This is a genomic window from Erythrobacter sp. HL-111 (assembly GCF_900105095.1).
GTDB lineage: Bacteria > Pseudomonadota > Alphaproteobacteria > Sphingomonadales > Sphingomonadaceae > Erythrobacter.
Genome location: NZ_LT629743.1, coordinates 2,545,665 through 2,562,413 on the forward strand (window position 1 = coordinate 2,545,665; position 16,749 = coordinate 2,562,413).

A 16,749-nucleotide genomic window follows, 5' to 3' on the forward strand; every position below is an offset into this window, starting at 1 on the left:
TGCTTGAGGCCGGATGCTGCGCCCCTTGCGCGAACGGCGCCGGTCAGGCCCGGCTCGGCGGGGGCCGGAACAGCTGGCGGGCGAACAGGAACAGCCCGCGATAGAACAGGTAGGTGAGCGCCCCCGCGAGGACGGGCAGCCCCGGCGCATCGAAGGTCATGGCCTCGTCCCACAGCAGGCTCGCCCACAGCGGGCCGGTCAGCAGCAGGTGCGCCGCGATGGCGAGCGCGACGCCCGCCGTGTCGGCGGCGAGCTGCGGGATCGGGAGCCTGCCCAGCAGCCATGCAAGGCCCCATGCAAGCGCGCACAGCGTCGCCGTGCTCGCCAGCGTGTAACCCAGCCATGCAAGCGGCGCCGCGGCAAACGCCGATCCCTCGCGGCTCACATCGCCCCAGTAATCGAACGCGGCCGACACCGCGACCAGCGCGAACAGCCAGAACCAGTGCGAGGCGAGAAGGGAGACCCTCGCGCGCGTCTCACCGGTTCCGGCTTCGCTGGTCATCGCCGTGCGCGCCTCAGAAGACCTCGAACAGCCCGGCAGCGCCCATGCCGCCGCCCACGCACATGGTCACGACGACATACTTGGCGCCGCGACGCTTGCCTTCGATCAGCGCATGGCCGGTGCAGCGCGCGCCGGTCATGCCGTAGGGGTGGCCGATCGAGATCGAGCCGCCGTTGACGTTGAGGATGTCGTTGTCGATGCCGAGCTGGTCGCGGCAGTAGAGCACCTGCACCGCGAAGGCCTCGTTCAGTTCCCACAGCCCGATGTCGTCCATCTTGAGGCCGGTCGCCTTCAGGAGCTTGGGAATCGCGAAGACCGGGCCGATGCCCATCTCGTCGGGCTCCGTCCCGGCGACCGCCATGCCGACATAGCGGCCGAGCGGTTCGAGGCCCTTCTTCTCGGCGAGCTTGGCTTCCATCAGCACGGCAGCCGAGGACCCGTCCGAAAGCTGCGAGGCGTTGCCCGCGGTGATGAACTTGTCCGGGCCCATCACGGGGTTGAGCGACTGGAGGCCTTCGAGCGTGGTCGAGGGGCGGTTGCCCTCGTCCTTGGCGATGGTGACTTCCTGGCTGGAGACTTCGCCGGTTTCCTTGTCCTTGACCATCATCGTGGTGGTGACCGGAACGATCTCGTCGTCGAACCGGCCCGCTTCCTGTGCGGCGGCGGTGCGCATCTGCGACTGGAGCGCGTATTCGTCCTGCGCTTCGCGGCTGATGCCGTAGCGCGCGGCGACCGTTTCCGCCGTGCCGAGCATCGGCATGTAGATGTCCTTGTGCATCGCGATCAGCGAGGGATCGGGCGCGACGCGCATTTCCGGCGTCTGGACCATCGAGATCGAATCCTGACCGCCGCCGACGACCACATCCATGTTGTCGACCGTGATCTGCTTCGCCGCGGTGGCGATCGCCATCAGGCCGGAAGAGCACTGGCGGTCGATCGTCTGGGCCGCGACCGTAACCGGCGCGCCGCCGCGCAGCGCGACCTGGCGGCCGATATTGCCCGACTGGGTGCCCTGGGTGAGCACGCATCCCCACACGACATCGTCGATTTCCGCCGGGTCGATGCCGGCGCGTTCGACCGCGGGCTTGAACGAATAGGCGCCGAGCGTGGCGCCGGGGGTGGCGTTGAAACCGCCCTTGTAGGCGCGGCCGATGGGAGTGCGGGCGGTGGAGACGATGACGGCTTCACGGGTCATGGGAGGGGTCCTTTGTTCAGGTGCGAGTCCCCGCGCAGGAGGGGACCTCGTGAGGTGGTGCGCTTCAGGGCCTGAGGTCCCTGCCTTCGCAGGGACTCATGCGTCACATCGCGTCAAACGAAATACTGCGTGATCCATTCGCAGATCAGCGCGGGCTTTTCCTCGCCCTCGATCTCGATCGTGATCTCGGCGGTCTGCTGCCACTGGCCGGGGCGCTTCTCGATCATTTCGAGCAGTTTCCAGTGGCCGCGAATGCGCTTGCCGACGCGCACGGGCGCGATGAAGCGCGTCTTGTTGCCGCCGTAGTTCACGCCCATTTTCACGTTGTCGATCCTGGGCATGTCGCTGTTGGCGCCAAGATAGGGGATCATCGACAAGGTCATGAAGCCGTGCACGATCGTGCCGCCGAACGGCGTCAGTTTGGCCTTTTCCTCGTCGACATGGATGAACTGGTGGTCGCCCGTCGCATCCGCGAACAGGTTGACCTTTTCCTGCGTCATTTCGACCCATTCGCTGGTGCCGATGTTCTCGCCGACCTTCGCGGCCAGTTCTGCGGGGTTCATGGGGCTCTCCTCGTCCTCTCGAAACGTCCTGGTGAATTGCGCGGGCTTCATGGCGCATGAGGCCGCCGGTTGCAATCGCCCGAACGGGACGGATCAGCCTGCCGCTACGGCGCCGCCGGAAGCCGCCGCGCGCCGTGCACGGCCCGCCCCGCCGCGCGCGCTGCGCTCCAGCCCGGCCCGCGCCGAATCGAGCCGCCTGCAATAGGTGTGGAGCCCGATCTGCAGGCCGATGATCATCAGCATGACCGGCTGGTAGCCGATTCCCTGGAACAGCGCGCCGACGACATAGACCAGGCTGGCGAGCTGCAGCGCCACCGCCATCGGCGCGATCCAGGCCTCGCGTTCGTCCCCGGCGCCCTTCCAGCGCCGGATGATGCGCTCCATCTGCCACACGCCGAGCCCCTGCAGGGCGAGCCAGATCGCAAGCCCGGGCCAGCCTTGCTCGCCCAGCAGTTCGAAGATCGCGGAATGGTAGGCGCGGCCCTCGTCGGTGACCTGCTTGTAGGTGACCGAGACGGTGTTCCCCTCGCCCTCGCGCACCGGCATGACGTAGGTGAAGGAGTTGCCGCGATAGGCGTCGAACCCGCCGCCGAAGGGGTTTTCCCCGGCGTAGTCGATGGTCCATTCCCACACCGCCACGCGGGTCGAGGCGCTCTCGTCCCCCGAAGGTGCGGTGATCGTCGCCATGCGCTCGTAATAGCTCTGCGGGAGGAAGGGCAGCGCCATCAGCCCGGCGAGCCCCGCGGCGGCGACATACAGCACCCGCCGCTTGACATAGCGCAGCAGCAGCACGCCGAGCACCGCGATGCAGACGAGCCCGGTGCGCGCCTCGGTCCCGATCGGCACCATGAGGCAGGCGAAGATCAGCAGCACCGCGAAGGTCGTCACCGTCCAGTGCGGGCGGAACACGGTGCCGAACCGGGTGAACCACCAGATCAGCGGGGTGAGCGCGATCGCGACCGTGGCCAGCGTCGAGCTTTCGTAGATCCCGCTGTTGTCGTTGACGAAGAAATTGAGGTTTTCATAACCCCCGCCGCCCAGCACGGTCTTCATCCCCGTCCCGATCACGATGGTCGCGACCGACAGGACGAGGGTCAGCGCCAGCCCCTCGATCCGGGCGCGCGTCGTCAGGGTGAAGGGCAGGAAGATCGCGAACAGCAATGCCTTCCACACCCAGTCCCATTTGGTCGCGGCTTCCTCGGGGAAATCGGCATTGCCGGTGGTCCACCAGCAATAGGCGAGCAGCATCACCAGCAGCGCCTGCCGCACGGTGAGGCGCGCGCCCTCCTTGCGATCGAGCACGATCCATCCGCCGAACGCCGCGGCGAAGGCGATCAGCGATACGGGCAGGCTCGTGATCAGCGAATAGCCGATCCGCTGCGGGGCGATGATGTCGATGTAGACGTAGAGCAGCACCCACACGAAAGGCCGCCTGATCCCGAGCAACAGGACATAGGCGATGAACGCGAGGAAGACGAGGTCGATCACCGGCCTTCCCGCTCCGCCCGCCGCGCTGCCTTGCGGCCCGCGGGGCTCGCCGCCCGGCGCTTGTCCGCGGCCTCGTCCTTCAATTCCTCCACCAGCGGATCGGCATCGACATCGCCCCTCAGCGCGAGCCGCAGCAGCGCGAGAGCGAGGAGGCCGTGGCCTAGGGCAAGGGCGATCTGGTCGATCATCAGCGTCGGGTCCGGTTGCGACAAGGCGTGGGCTCGCCTTCCCGCGTGTCGCACGGCCCTACAGGCGGGCAGTTGACGGCGCGTTAAGCACGCCTGCGCTAGGGACGGCGGCATGACCCGCGTGCTCCACGTCCTCGACCACTCGCTGCCGCTGCACAGCGGCTACACCTTCCGCACCCGCGCGATCCTGAAGGCGCAGGAACGCCTCGGGCTCGAGGTGCGCGGCATCACCGGGCAGCGCCACAATATCGAGCCGGGCGCGGGCGGGGGCGAGGAAAGCCCCGAATTCGCGGACGGCCTCATCTTCCATCGCACCCCGGGCTTCCCCTCGAGCCGGCCCGGGATCGGCGTGGCGGGCGAGATCCGCGCTCTGGCGCACGCGATCCGCCGTCTCGCGCGGGACTGGCGGCCCGCCATCCTCCACGCCCATTCGCCCGCCCTCGGCGGTGCCGCGGCGCTGGTCGCGGGGCGCGCGCTCGGCATTCCGGTGGTCTACGAGATCCGCGCCTTCTGGGAGGACGCGGCGGTCGGCAACCGCTCGGGCAGCGAAGGTTCGATCAAGTACCGCCTCACCCGCGCGCTCGAGACGCGGGTGGCGAAACGGGCCGATGCGCTTTTCACCATCTGCGAGGGGCTGAGGGCCGACATGGCCGCACGCGGCATCCCCGAAAGCCGCATCGGCGTCATGCCGAACGGCGTGGACCTGTCGCTGTTCGGCGAACCGCCCGCGCGCGACGATGCGCTGGCCGCCGAACTCGGGATCGCCGCGGGCGCGCCGGTGATCGGCTATATCGGCAGCTTCTACCCCTATGAGGGGGTCGACGACCTCATCGCCGCCATGCCGCTGCTGCGGTCGAGGCATCCCGGCGCACGCCTGCTGCTGGTCGGCGGGGGCGAGATGGACCGCGAATGGCGCGCGGCCGCCGCCCGCCTGCCCGAACCGGGCGCGGTGATCTTCACCGGGCGCGTGCCGCATGGCGAGGTGGAACGCTATTATTCGCTCATCGACGTGCTCGCCTATCCGCGCAGGAAGCAGCGCCTGACCGATCTCGTCACGCCGCTCAAACCGCTCGAGGCGATGGCCCAGCGCCGCCTCGTCGCCGCGAGCGATGTCGGCGGCCACCGCGAGCTCATCCGCGACGGCGAGACCGGCACGCTCTTCGCGCCCGGCGATCCCGCCGCCTGCGCCGCCGCGCTCGCCGGGCTGCTGGACACGCGCGAGGAGTGGGAGACGATGCGCCGCCGCGCCGCCGAGCACGTCCGCACCCGGCACGACTGGCAGGCCAATGCGCGTCGTTATCTCGCCGTTTACCAAGCGCTGCTAGCCCGGGATTCGCGCCCGGCCGGTGCACGCGGCGGGCACGGGTCCGGGGCGGGGCTGCGGGCCTGATCCGGGTCGTCGCCGGGCGGAGCGTGAGGATATCGGCGCCATGAGGTTTCGCAGGACAGGGACGCAAACGCAGGCCGAAGCGGAGCGGGAGACCGCGCCGCCGCCGCGTCCGCGCGGCACGCCGCGGCGCAAGGGCGGACGCAGCGGCGCCCGCGGCCTTGCCGCGCACCCCGCCTTCGTCCCGCTGGTGGGAGCGTGGGGCGCCGCGCTTGCCGGGCTGGCGGTGTTCGTCCTGCCCTTTGCGGCGACCGCGCGCATCGCCATGCTGACCGGCCTGAGCACCTTCGAACACGCCGCGCATTTCATCCTCGCCGCGCTTGCCGCGCTGGTCGGCGGCGCGCTCGCTGTCGGCATCGCGCGCGCCCTGTCGCACACGGCGCGCCGCTCGCGCGAGATCCCGATCGCCGCCGAGGTCGGGATACGCCCACTCCACCCGGTGCGCGATCTCGGCAGCGAGAGCTTCGACGCGCCGATCGAGACGATGCCGCTGGGCATGGCGGCGGGAGACTGGGTGGACGGGCCGGCCGATGGGCTGGCCGGTGATGGCGCAGCGGGCAAGGCGGACGCGGCGGAGCAGCCGGACGCGCCCGGTTCCGCGATCCGGCGCCGTCTCTCGCGCGCGCTGGACGAGGCCGAGGCCGCACGCCGCCCGAGCGGGACCCAAGCGGAGCCTGCGCCCGAACCCGAACCCCGGCCGGAACCCGAAGAGGAGCCGGTGCCCGCCGAGCCCGACGGCATCGCCGCAGATTCCCCCGCAGCCGAACCGCTCGCGCTCGACCTTGCCCAGTTCGGCGCGCTTCCCGGCCGCAACGCGGTCTGGGTCGAGGGGGCGCTGCCGGAGGAACTCGCGCGGCCCGCCCCCGCCCCCGCCGCCCCCGACCCGCGGCCCGCCCCGATCCGGCACCAACCCGCCGCGACCCTCCGCCTGCGCGAGATGCCGGCGGAGGAGCTCAGCCTGATCCAGATGGTCGAACGCCTCGCCGCGGCGCTGCACGAACGCCAGGCGGCCGATCATGGCGCCGATCCGTTCCCGGATGCCCCCACGGCCCGCCCGGGCGATCGCGACGCCGCGCTGGCCGAGGCGCTGAAGGCGCTCGGGATGCTTGCGGGCGACACCGCAAGCGCCGGTGCCGACGGCGCCGGGGACGATTCGGACCGGCTGGCCGAGCGGGGCGGAACCGGCGAACTGCGCGCCGCCCTGGCCAAGTTGCACGACATGCGAGGCGCTGCCTGAAATCGCGCATGGCGCGCAACGAAGCGCGGTTACGAACAGGCGCGGGAAACGAACGGATAGCCGATCTTGGGGCGGGCGAAATATTGCTTCGCCTTTCGCGGTTGCAAAATCGCTTTTGCATCGCCATTAGGTTGCTGACCTGCACGGGGCGGGCCATGTCGCCTGCCTCCGTGCCGAAACGCCTGCCGGCAGACCCCTCGCGTCCGGCCCCGACCGACACGGAAAAGGGCCTGCGAGCCGGCATCTGACAGAGTGGACCTGAGCCATGGGATATCCAGCTTCCCAGGGTCTTTACGACCCGCGAAACGAACATGACGCCTGCGGTGTGGGCATGGTCGCCCATATCAAGGGCGAGAAAAGCCATGGCATCATCGAACAGGCGCTCGAGATCCTCGCGAAGCTCGACCATCGCGGCGCGGTGGGGGCCGACCCGCTGCTGGGCGACGGCGCGGGGCTGCTGATCCAGATTCCCGACCCGCTCCTGCGCCGCTGGGCCGGGGAGAATGGCCACGATCTGCCGCCGCCGGGCGACTACGCGGTGGCGATGTGCTTCATGCCGCAGGACGCGGCGGCGCGCGACTATGTCGCGGAAAGGTTCGAAACCTTCACCGAGAAGGAAGGCCAGCGCTTCGTCGGCTGGCGCGACGTGCCGGTGACGCTCGACGGGCTCGGCGACGCCGTGATCGCGTCCATGCCGGTGATTCGTCAGGCGGTGGTCGCGCGCGGGGAAGGCTGCACCGATCAGGACGCGTTCGAGCGCAAGCTCATCGTGATCCGCAAGCAGGTGCAGAACCCGCTCGCCGAGCTCGAGGTGAAGAAGGGGCTTCCCGGCCTCACCGAAACCTACCTGCCGAGCTTCTCGAGCCGGACCATCGTCTACAAGGGGCTGCTGCTGGCGACGCAGGTGGGCAGCTTCTACGACGACCTGCGCGATCCCGATTGCGTCTCGGCGCTGGGCCTGGTCCACCAGCGGTTCTCGACCAACACCTTCCCGAGCTGGCGGCTCGCTCACCCCTACCGGTTCATGGCCCATAACGGCGAGATCAACACGGTGCGCGGCAACGTGAACTGGATGAACGCGCGCCGCCGGACGATGGAAAGCGAGCTGCTCGGCCCCGATCTCGACAAGATGTGGCCGATCATCCCGCACGGGCAATCGGACACGGCCTGCCTCGACAACGCGCTCGAACTGCTGCTGGCGGGGGGATATTCGCTGCCGCACGCGATGATGATGCTCATCCCCGAAGCGTGGGCGGGCAACGAGCTGATGGATCCCGACCGCCGGGCGTTCTACGAATACCACGCCGCGCTGATGGAGCCGTGGGACGGCCCGGCCGCCGTGTGCTTCACCGACGGGCGCCAGATCGGCGCGACCCTCGACCGCAACGGCCTCAGGCCCGCGCGCTACTGCGTGACGAAGGACGACCTCGTCTGCCTCGCCTCGGAAAGCGGCGTGCTGCCGTTCGCCGAGGAGGAAATCGTGCGCAAGTGGCGGCTCCAGCCGGGCAAGATGCTGCTGATCGACCTCGAACAGGGCCGCATCATCGAGGACGAGGAGCTGAAGGCCGACCTCGCCAGGGCGGAGCCGTTCGCCCAGTGGCTCAAGCAGGCGCAGTTCAAGCTGGCCGACATCGACCATATCGAACCGCACCATGCCGCCGTGCCGGATGGGCCGACCAGCCTGCTCCAGCGCCAGCAGGCCTTCGGCTACACGCAGGAGGACCTTGCGCGCTTCCTCGAGCCGATGGGGACAAGGGGCGATGATCCGGTGGGCTCGATGGGGACCGACACCCCGCTGGCCGTGCTGTCGGACCGTTCGCGCCTGCTCTACGACTATTTCAAGCAGAACTTCGCGCAGGTCACCAATCCGCCGATCGACCCGATCCGCGAGGAACTGGTGATGAGCCTCACCTCAATGATCGGCCCGCGCCCGAACCTGCTCGGCCATGACGCGGGCACGCACAAGCGATTGGAGGTCGACCAGCCGATCCTGACGAACGAGGACCTCGCCAAGATCCGTTCGGTCGAAGAGGCGCTGGACGGCGCGTTCCGCTGCGCCACGATCGACATCACCTGGGACGCGAGCGCCGGTGCCGAGGGGATCGAGCTGGCGCTCAAGGAAATGTGCTGGGCCGCGACCGAGGCGGTGCTGCAGGATCACAACATCCTCGTCCTGTCCGACCGCGCGCAGGGCGAGGACCGCGTGCCCATGCCCGCGCTGCTGGCCACGGCGGCGGTGCACCACCATCTCGTGCGGCAGGGCCTCAGGATGCAGACCGGCCTCGTCCTCGAAAGCGGCGAGCCGCGCGAGGTGCATCATTTCTGCGTGCTCGCGGGCTACGGGGCGGAGGCGATCAACCCCTATGTCGCGCTTGAGACGCTGGAGGACCTGCGCGCGAGGAAGCACCCCGGGCTTTCCGCCGAGGAGGTCGCGAGGAACTACATCAAGGGCGTCGGCAAGGGCATTCGCAAGGTCATGTCCAAGATGGGCATATCGACCTACCAGTCCTATTGCGGCGCGCAGATCTTCGACGCGGTCGGGCTGAGCAGCGAATTCGTCGAGAAGTATTTTACCGGCACGGCGAGCATGATCGAGGGCATCGGCCTTGCCGAAGTCGCCGAGGAGGCGCTGCGCCGCCACGCGCAGGCCTATGGCGACAACCCGCTCTACAAGTCGATGCTCGATGTCGGCGGCATCTACCAGTTCCGCCTGCGGGGCGAACGCCACGCCTGGACGCCGGAGAACATCGCCAGGCTGCAGCACGCGGTGCGCGGGAAGAAGCACGCCGACTACGAGGAATTCGCGCGCTCGATCAACGAGCAGTCCGAACGCCTGCTGACGATCCGCGGCCTGCTGCAATTCAGGAAGGCGGATGAGCCGCTGCCGCTCGACGAGGTCGAACCGGCGAGCGAGATCGTGAAGCGGTTCTCGACCGGCGCGATGAGCTTCGGCTCGATCAGCCACGAGGCCCATTCGACCCTCGCCATCGCGATGAACCGCATCGGCGGGCGCTCGAACACGGGCGAGGGCGGGGAGGAGCCGTTCCGCTTCAAGCCGATGGACAACGGCGATTCGATGCGCAGCCGGATCAAGCAGGTCGCATCGGGCCGCTTCGGCGTCACGACCGAATACCTCGTCAATTCGGACGACATCCAGATCAAGATGGCGCAGGGCGCGAAGCCCGGCGAGGGGGGGCAGCTGCCGGGGCACAAGGTCGACAAGCGGATCGGCGCGGTGCGCTATTCGACCCCGGGCGTGGGCCTCATCTCCCCGCCGCCGCACCACGACATCTATTCGATCGAGGATCTCGCCCAGCTGATCCACGACCTGAAGAACGTGAACCCCGAGGCGCGCATTTCGGTCAAGCTCGTGTCCGAGGTCGGCGTCGGCACGGTCGCAGCGGGCGTATCCAAGGCGCGCGCGGACCATGTCACGATCTCGGGCTATGACGGGGGCACGGGCGCTTCCCCGCTCACCAGCCTGACCCACGCGGGTTCCCCGTGGGAAATCGGCCTCGCCGAAACGCAGCAGACGCTGCTGCTCAACGATCTCAGGAGCCGCATCGCGGTGCAGGTCGACGGGGGCCTTCGCACGGGCCGCGACGTCGCGATCGGCGCGCTGCTCGGCGCGGACGAGTTCGGCTTCGCCACCGCGCCGCTCATCGCGGCGGGCTGCATCATGATGCGCAAGTGCCACCTCAACACCTGCCCGGTCGGCGTCGCGACGCAGGACCCGGTGCTGCGCGCGCGCTTCATGGGCCAGCCCGAACACGTCGTGAACTACATGTTCTTCGTTGCCGAGGAACTGCGCCAGATCATGGCCGAAATGGGCTTTCGCACCCTCGACGAGATGGTCGGCCGGGTCGACCGGCTCGATTTCACCCGGATGGACGGCCACTGGAAGGCGCGCGGGATCGATCTTTCCCGCATCCTCCACCGCGTCCCGCTCGCCGACAATGCGAGCCTGCGCAACACCGCCACGCAGGACCACGGGCTCGACGCCGCGATGGACAAGGTCCTGATCGAGCAATGCCGCGAAGCGATCGCCAGGGGCGCGCCGGTCGAACTGCGCCACGAGATCCGCAACGTCAACCGCACGGTCGGCACGATGCTTTCGGGCGAGATCGCGCGCCGTCACGGCCACGAGGGCCTCGCGCCCGACACGATCCGGATCAACTTCACCGGCGTCGCCGGGCAGAGCTTCGGCGCGTGGCTGGCCCATGGCGTGACGCTGGACCTCGTGGGGGATGCGAACGACTATGTCGGCAAGGGCCTGTCGGGCGGCCGCATCGTCGTGCGCCAGCCCGAGGGCGTGCCGCGCATCGCCTCGTCGAACATCATCGTCGGCAACACCGTGCTGTATGGCGCGATCGCGGGCGAGGCCTATTTCGGCGGGGTCGCGGGCGAACGCTTCGCGGTCAGGAATTCGGGCGCGATCGCCGTCGTGGAAGGCACGGGCGACCATGCCTGCGAATACATGACCGGCGGGGTCGTCGTGGTGCTTGGGGAAACCGGGCGCAATTTCGCCGCCGGCATGAGCGGCGGGCTCGCCTATGTCTACGACCCCGAAGGCACGTTCGCGAAGCTCGTCAACCACGCGCAGGTCGATCTCGTGCCCGTCAGCGCCGAACCCGACCGCGAGGAAGGCACCGGGCGCCCGTCGCAGCGGGCGCGCTCGGTCCACGATTACGGCATGGGCGACATGCTGCGCCACGATGCGGAGCGGCTGCGCGTCCTCGTCGAACGGCACCAGCTGCACACCGGCAGCGCGGTCGCGGGCGAACTGCTCGCCGACTGGGACAAGGCGGTGGCGAATTTCGTCAAGGTCATGCCGCGCGACTACCGCCGCGCGCTCGAAGCGCTCGAGATCGAGCGGATCGAAGCCGCGAGCGTCGCGGCGGAATAAGGCTCAAAAGGGCAGGAACATGGGCAAGGAAACCGGATTTCTCGAACTGGATCGGCGCGACCGCGACTATCTCGATCCCGCCGAGCGGGTGAAGAACTACCGCGAATTCGTGGTCCCGCCGGACGATGCGACGCTCGCGGCGCAGGCTTCGCGCTGCATGGATTGCGGGATTCCCTATTGTCACAACGGCTGTCCGGTGAACAACCTGATCCCGGACTGGAACCACCTCGTCTACGAATCCGACTGGAAGAACGCGCTCGACCTGCTGCACAGCACGAACAACTTTCCCGAATTCACCGGCCGCATCTGCCCCGCCCCGTGCGAGGCGAGCTGCACACTCAACCTCGTCGACCAGCCGGTCACCATCAAGTCGATCGAATGCGCCATCATCGACCGCGGCTGGAAGGAAGGCTGGGTCACGCCGCAGCTGCCCGAGCGCAAGACCGGCAAGTCGGTCGCCGTCGTCGGTTCCGGCCCCGCCGGGCTCGCCTGCGCGCAGCAGCTTGCGCGCGCGGGGCACTCCGTCACGGTGTTCGAGAAGTCGGACCGGGTCGGTGGGCTGCTGCGCTACGGCATTCCCGACTTCAAGATGGAAAAGCACCTCATCAATCGCCGCTGCGTGCAGATGGAGGCGGAAGGGGTGACGTTCCGGACCAACAAGGAGGTCGGCGTCGACATTTCCTTCAAGACCCTGTCCGAGAACTTCGACGCCATCGTGCTCGCCGGCGGGGCCGAGGATGCGCGCGCGCTTGCGATACCGGGCGCGGAAATGCCGGGCGTGCGGCTCGCGATGGAATTCCTCACCCAGCAGAACAAGCGCGTGGCGGGCGACGACGAGGTCCGCGCCGCACCGCGCGGGAGCCTGCTCGCCACGGGCAAGGACGTGGTCGTGATCGGCGGCGGCGACACCGGATCGGATTGCGTCGGCACCTCCAACCGGCAGGGCGCCAAGAGCGTCACGCAGCTCGAAATCATGCCGAGGCCGCCGGAAAAGGAGGACAAGGCGCTGACCTGGCCCGACTGGCCGCTGAAGCTGCGGACCTCCTCCAGCCACGAGGAAGGCGCCAACCGCGACTGGGCCGTGCTGACCAAGCGCGTGATCGGCGACGGGGAGAAGGTCACCGGGCTCGAATGCGCGCGGGTCGAATGGGTGAACGGCGAGATGCGCGAGATCGTCGGCAGCGAATTCACCATACCCGCCGATCTCATCCTGCTCGCCATGGGCTTCACGGGGCCGAAGAAGGCCGGCCTGCTCGAACAGGCGGCGGTCGAGCTGACCGATCGCGGCAGCGTCAAGGCCGACACCGAAACCTACGCCACCAGCGTGCCGGGCGTGTGGGCCTGCGGCGACATGCGGCGCGGGCAGAGCCTCGTCGTCTGGGCGATCCGCGAAGGCCGCCAGGCCGCGCGCGCGGTGGACGAGGCGCTGATGGGCGCGTCGCAGCTGCCGCGCTGAACGGCGCGGGGTCCCTTCAGTCGAGCGGCTCCGCCTGAAGCTGCGGGTTCATCGCCATGACGTGGTTGAGCCATTTCTTCGGCCGCCGCAGCATGTCCGCGGGGTAATCGACCTTCAGGCCGAGGATCTCCGCCATGCGCCCGACGAAATGGATGCAGTTGCGCTTTTCAAGGTCGTAATACTTGCCCGGCGCGTTCTGCCACGCGTTCACCTCGGCGATGATCCGGCGATATTGGCGATCGGTCAGGACCAGGGTGAAGTGGCGGTTGGTGTTCTTCACGTTCTTCTCGCTTTCGGCCAGCACCATGTGCTCGACCGGACCGGAGAGGATCGCGGGCGTCACCTTGCGCGCGGAAAAGCCGTAATTCTCGTTCACCGGCTCGCCCGTCCGGTCGAGCGTGCCTTCGAGCACGATGAAGGTGTGCGGATAGCGGCCCCACAGCACCGATCCGTCGAAGCTGTGGAAGTGGATCCGCACCTCGGCCAGCGCCGCGCTGCTCCACGCGAACAGGACGAGCGCGAGGAGCCGGGCGAGGAAGCGGGGCAGGCGAACGGCGGCGATGCGCGGCATGGTGCCGGGCATACCGCCCCCCGCGCACCGAAGGCAAGCCGCCTCAGGCCTGGAGCAGGCTCGCATTGCCGCCCGCCGCCGTGGTGTCGATGCAGACCGCGCGCTCGACCGCGAACCGGGCGAGGTAATGCGGGCCGCCCGCCTTGGGTCCGGTGCCGGACAGTCCCTCGCCGCCGAAGGGCTGGCTTTCCACGACCGCGCCGATCTGGTTGCGGTTGACGTAGAAATTGCCGACCCGCGCGCGTGCCTCGACGAACCGCCGGGTCGCCGCGATCCGGCTGTGGAGGCCGAGGGTGAGGCCGTATCCCGTCGCGTTGATGTCGGCGATCACCTGCCCGAGGTCCTGCGCCCTGAAGCGCGCGACGTGGAGCACGGGTCCGAAATTCTCGCGGGTGAGGTCGAGGATCGAATCGACCTCGATGATGGTCGGCGCGACGAAGCAGCCCTTCGCGGTTTCCTGCGGCATGGCGCAGCGCATGACGCGGCGCCCGCTCGCCTCGCTGCGCGCGACATGGCGTTCGAGCGCGGCCTTGGCGTCGGGATCGATGACCGGCCCGACATCGGTCGAAAGCCGCGCGGGATCGCCCACGTTCAATGCCTCGAACCCGCCGCGGATCATTTCGAGCATGGAATCCGCCACGTCTTCCTGCAGGTAGAGCACGCGCAGGGCCGAACAGCGCTGGCCCGCGCTCTGGAAGGCGGACGCGACGACATCGCGCACGACCTGTTCGGGAAGCGCGCTGGAATCGACGATCATCGCGTTCTGCCCGCCGGTTTCGGCGATGAAGCTTGCGATCGGGCCTTCGCGCCCCGCCAGAGTGCGGTTGATCGCGCGCGCGGTTTCGGTCGAGCCGGTGAAGGCGACCCCTGCGAGCCGCGGGTCGGCGGTGATGAGCTGGCCGACCTCGCCCGCGCCGGGGAGGAGCTGGAACGCCTCGGGCGGAATGCCCGCCTCGTGGCACAGCTTCACCGCGAGGGCGGCGATCAGCGGGGTCTGTTCGGCCGGCTTGGCGATCACCGCATTGCCCGCGGCAAGCGCGGCGGAGGCCATGCCGGTGAAGATCGCGAGCGGGAAGTTCCACGGCGAGATCGTCGCGAAGACGCCCCGCCCGTGGAGCGAAAGCCGGTTCTCCTCGCCGGTCGGACCGGGCAGGCGGACAGGCTCGGCGAACTGGCGGCGCGCCTCGGACGCGTAGTAGCGCAGGAAATCGACCGCCTCACGCACCTCCAGCACGCCGTCGAGCAGGGTCTTGCCCGCCTCGCGCGTGGCGAGGCTGAGGAATTCGGCCGTGTGCGCCTCGAACAGGTCGGCGGCCTCTTCCAGCAGGAGCGCGCGCTTTTCGCCGCCGAGCGCGTCCCAGCCGGGCTGGATCGCGCTGGCGCGGGCGAAGGCGTCCTCGATCTCCTGCGCGGTCGCGTCGCGGCGCTTGCCGACCACGCTGGCGAGGTCGTGCGGCATGGTGATCGGGGCGATCTCGCCCGGCTCGGCACCGGGGAAGGTCGGCCCGGCATACCATTGCCGGTCCGCCAGCCGGTCGAGCTCGGCCTGCAACGGGCCGAGCACGAGCGGGTCGGAAAGATCGACGCCCGCACTGTTGAGCCTGCCGCCGCGATCGGCGCCGAAAATGTCCCTCGGCAGCGGGATCGCCGGGTTGCGGCGCAGCGAGAGCGCGGCGAGTTCGGCGACCGGATCGCTCACCAGTTCCTCGGCCGGGATCTGGGCATCGCCCATGCGGTTGACGAAGCTGGTATTGGCCCCGTTCTCGAGCAGGCGGCGCACGAGATAGGCCAGCAGTTCCTTGTGCCCGCCGACCGGCGCGTAGATACGGACCGGCGTCCTGTCATTGCCTTCGAGTTCGTGAAGCGCCTCGAACACCTCCTCGCCCATGCCATGGAGGCGCTGGAACTCGAAATTGCGTCCCGCAGCCAGCTCCTTCACCACCGCGACCGTGTAGGCGTTGTGGGTGGCGAAGGCGGGGTAGATCACGTCGTCATGCTCGAACAGGCGCGCGGCGCAGGCGAGATAGGACACGTCGGTCGCGATCTTGCGGGTGAAGACGGGATAATCGGTGTAGCCGCCGACCTGGCTGATCTTGATCTCGCTGTCCCAATAGGCGCCCTTGACCAGCCTCACGAACAGCTTGCGGCCATGGCGCCGGGCGAGCTTGGCGATCCAGTCGCACAGCGGCACGCCGCGCTTCTGGTAGGCCTGGATGGCGAGGCCGAAGCCTTCCCAGCGGCTCCCGTCCGCACGGGCGAAAATATCGTCGTCGCCGACCAGCGCCTCGATGATGTCGAGCGAGACTTCGAGCCGCTCGGCTTCCTCGGCGTCGACGGTGAAATGGATGTTCGCATCGCGTGCCTGGATCGCGAGCTGCTTGACGATCGGCGTGATCTCGGTGCGAGCCTGCTCCTTGTGGAAATGCGTGTATTTGGGGCTGAGAGCGGAGAGCTTCACCGAAATGCCGGGGGAAGTGCCGACCCGGCCCGATGCCTCCCGAGCGAGGCGCTGGATCGCCTTCTCGTAGGCAACGCGGTATCTTTCGGCATCGGCATAGGTCATCGCCGCTTCGCCGAGCATGTCGAAGCTGTGGGTGATCCCCTTCGCGCGGTCGGGTGCGGCGCGCTTCAGCGCTTCCTCGATCGTGCGGCCGAAGACGAATTGCCCGCCGAGTATCCGCATCGCCTGCAAGGTCGCGCGGCGGATGACGGGTTCGCCCAGGCGGTTCAGCGCGCTCTTGAGCTTGCGGCCCATGCCCTTCTGGTGTTCCTCGGGCCGCTCGAGCACCTCGCCCGTCAGCATCAGCGAGAAGGTCGCCGCGTTGACGAAGGTGGACGAGCTTTCGCCGAGATGATCGCCCCATTCGATCTCGGCGATCTTGTCGCGGATCAGTGCATCGGCGGTGCGGCTGTCGGGCACGCGCAGCAGCGCCTCGGCAAGGCACATCAGCGCGATGCCCTCCTCCGTGTCGAGCCCGTATTGCTGGAGGAAGGCGTCGATCCCGCTCGCCGACTTGGCGCGCGCGCCCTCGATCAGCCGGGTCGCCAGCGCCGCCGCCTCGCCCGAGACCCGCCGCGCCGGCGCGGCCTGTTCGAGCCGCTCGGCAATGCAGGCCTCTTCCTCGGCGCGGTAGGCGCGGCGCAGGTCGGAACGGTCGAGCATGTGGGTCGCGGGGTGCGGGATGTCGGGGGTGGTCAAGCTGTCTGGCTTTCGTGGTTGGCGCGGAGTCGCGCGGGGCCGGTGCAAAATCGCACA

The 16,749-nt window shown here is 68.8% G+C and carries 11 protein-coding genes; 4 read left to right on the forward strand and 7 right to left on the reverse strand.

Annotated features, from left to right (window positions below):
• Positions 1 to 43: 43 nt before the first annotated feature.
• The 5 genes from BLU08_RS12040 to BLU08_RS12060 form a co-directional block, all read right to left on the reverse strand.
• Positions 44 to 502 carry a hypothetical protein gene (locus tag BLU08_RS12040; RefSeq protein ID WP_090199767.1) on the reverse strand — a complete coding sequence of 153 codons (459 nt, stop codon included), beginning with the start codon at positions 500 to 502 and terminating at the stop codon, positions 44 to 46.
• 13 nt (positions 503 to 515) lie between these two features.
• Entirely contained in the window at positions 516 to 1,697 is a 1,182-nt protein-coding gene (locus BLU08_RS12045) for an acetyl-CoA C-acyltransferase (RefSeq protein ID WP_090199768.1), read from the reverse strand.
• A 113-nt stretch (positions 1,698 to 1,810) separates the two neighbouring features.
• The gene (locus BLU08_RS12050; protein ID WP_090199770.1) at positions 1,811 to 2,260 is read right to left on the reverse strand and encodes a MaoC family dehydratase; all 450 of its coding nucleotides are present in this window, start codon (positions 2,258 to 2,260) and stop codon (positions 1,811 to 1,813) included.
• Positions 2,261 to 2,353: 93 nt separating this feature from the next.
• Complete coding sequence (locus tag BLU08_RS12055) at positions 2,354 to 3,748, reverse strand: DUF5935 domain-containing protein (RefSeq protein ID WP_090199772.1); 1,395 nt, start codon at positions 3,746 to 3,748, stop codon at positions 2,354 to 2,356.
• Positions 3,745 to 3,960 (reverse strand): hypothetical protein, encoded by a 216-nt coding sequence (locus BLU08_RS12060; RefSeq protein ID WP_233995969.1) that lies wholly within the window; start codon positions 3,958 to 3,960, stop codon positions 3,745 to 3,747. The genes BLU08_RS12055 and BLU08_RS12060 overlap by 4 nt, the downstream gene beginning before the upstream one ends.
• An 88-nt stretch (positions 3,961 to 4,048) precedes the next feature.
• Here BLU08_RS12060 and BLU08_RS12065 point away from each other — a divergent pair, with 88 nt between their 5' ends.
• The 4 genes from BLU08_RS12065 (at position 4,049) to BLU08_RS12080 (ending at position 12,922) form a co-directional block, all read left to right on the forward strand.
• Positions 4,049 to 5,326 (forward strand): TIGR04063 family PEP-CTERM/XrtA system glycosyltransferase, encoded by a 1,278-nt coding sequence (locus tag BLU08_RS12065; protein ID WP_090199776.1) that lies wholly within the window; start codon positions 4,049 to 4,051, stop codon positions 5,324 to 5,326.
• Between the two features lie 40 nt (positions 5,327 to 5,366).
• A complete protein-coding gene (locus BLU08_RS12070) occupies positions 5,367 to 6,560 on the forward strand; it encodes a hypothetical protein (RefSeq protein ID WP_090199777.1) in 1,194 nt (397 codons plus the stop codon).
• Between the two features lie 265 nt (positions 6,561 to 6,825).
• On the forward strand, positions 6,826 to 11,466 hold the full coding sequence (gltB, locus tag BLU08_RS12075; protein WP_090199778.1) for a glutamate synthase large subunit: 4,641 nt from the start codon (positions 6,826 to 6,828) through the stop codon (positions 11,464 to 11,466).
• Positions 11,467 to 11,485: 19 nt separating this feature from the next.
• On the forward strand, positions 11,486 to 12,922 hold the full coding sequence (locus BLU08_RS12080) for a glutamate synthase subunit beta (RefSeq protein ID WP_090199780.1): 1,437 nt from the start codon (positions 11,486 to 11,488) through the stop codon (positions 12,920 to 12,922).
• A 16-nt stretch (positions 12,923 to 12,938) separates the two neighbouring features.
• On the opposite strand, the gene BLU08_RS12085 is transcribed toward BLU08_RS12080, so the two are convergent.
• Together BLU08_RS12085 and putA are read right to left on the reverse strand one after the other, a co-directional pair.
• Positions 12,939 to 13,493 carry a hypothetical protein gene (locus tag BLU08_RS12085; protein ID WP_090201369.1) on the reverse strand — a complete coding sequence of 185 codons (555 nt, stop codon included), beginning with the start codon at positions 13,491 to 13,493 and terminating at the stop codon, positions 12,939 to 12,941.
• A 43-nt stretch (positions 13,494 to 13,536) separates the two neighbouring features.
• Entirely contained in the window at positions 13,537 to 16,656 is a 3,120-nt protein-coding gene (gene putA / locus BLU08_RS12090) for a bifunctional proline dehydrogenase/L-glutamate gamma-semialdehyde dehydrogenase PutA (RefSeq protein ID WP_090201373.1), read from the reverse strand.
• Positions 16,657 to 16,749 lie beyond the last annotated feature (93 nt).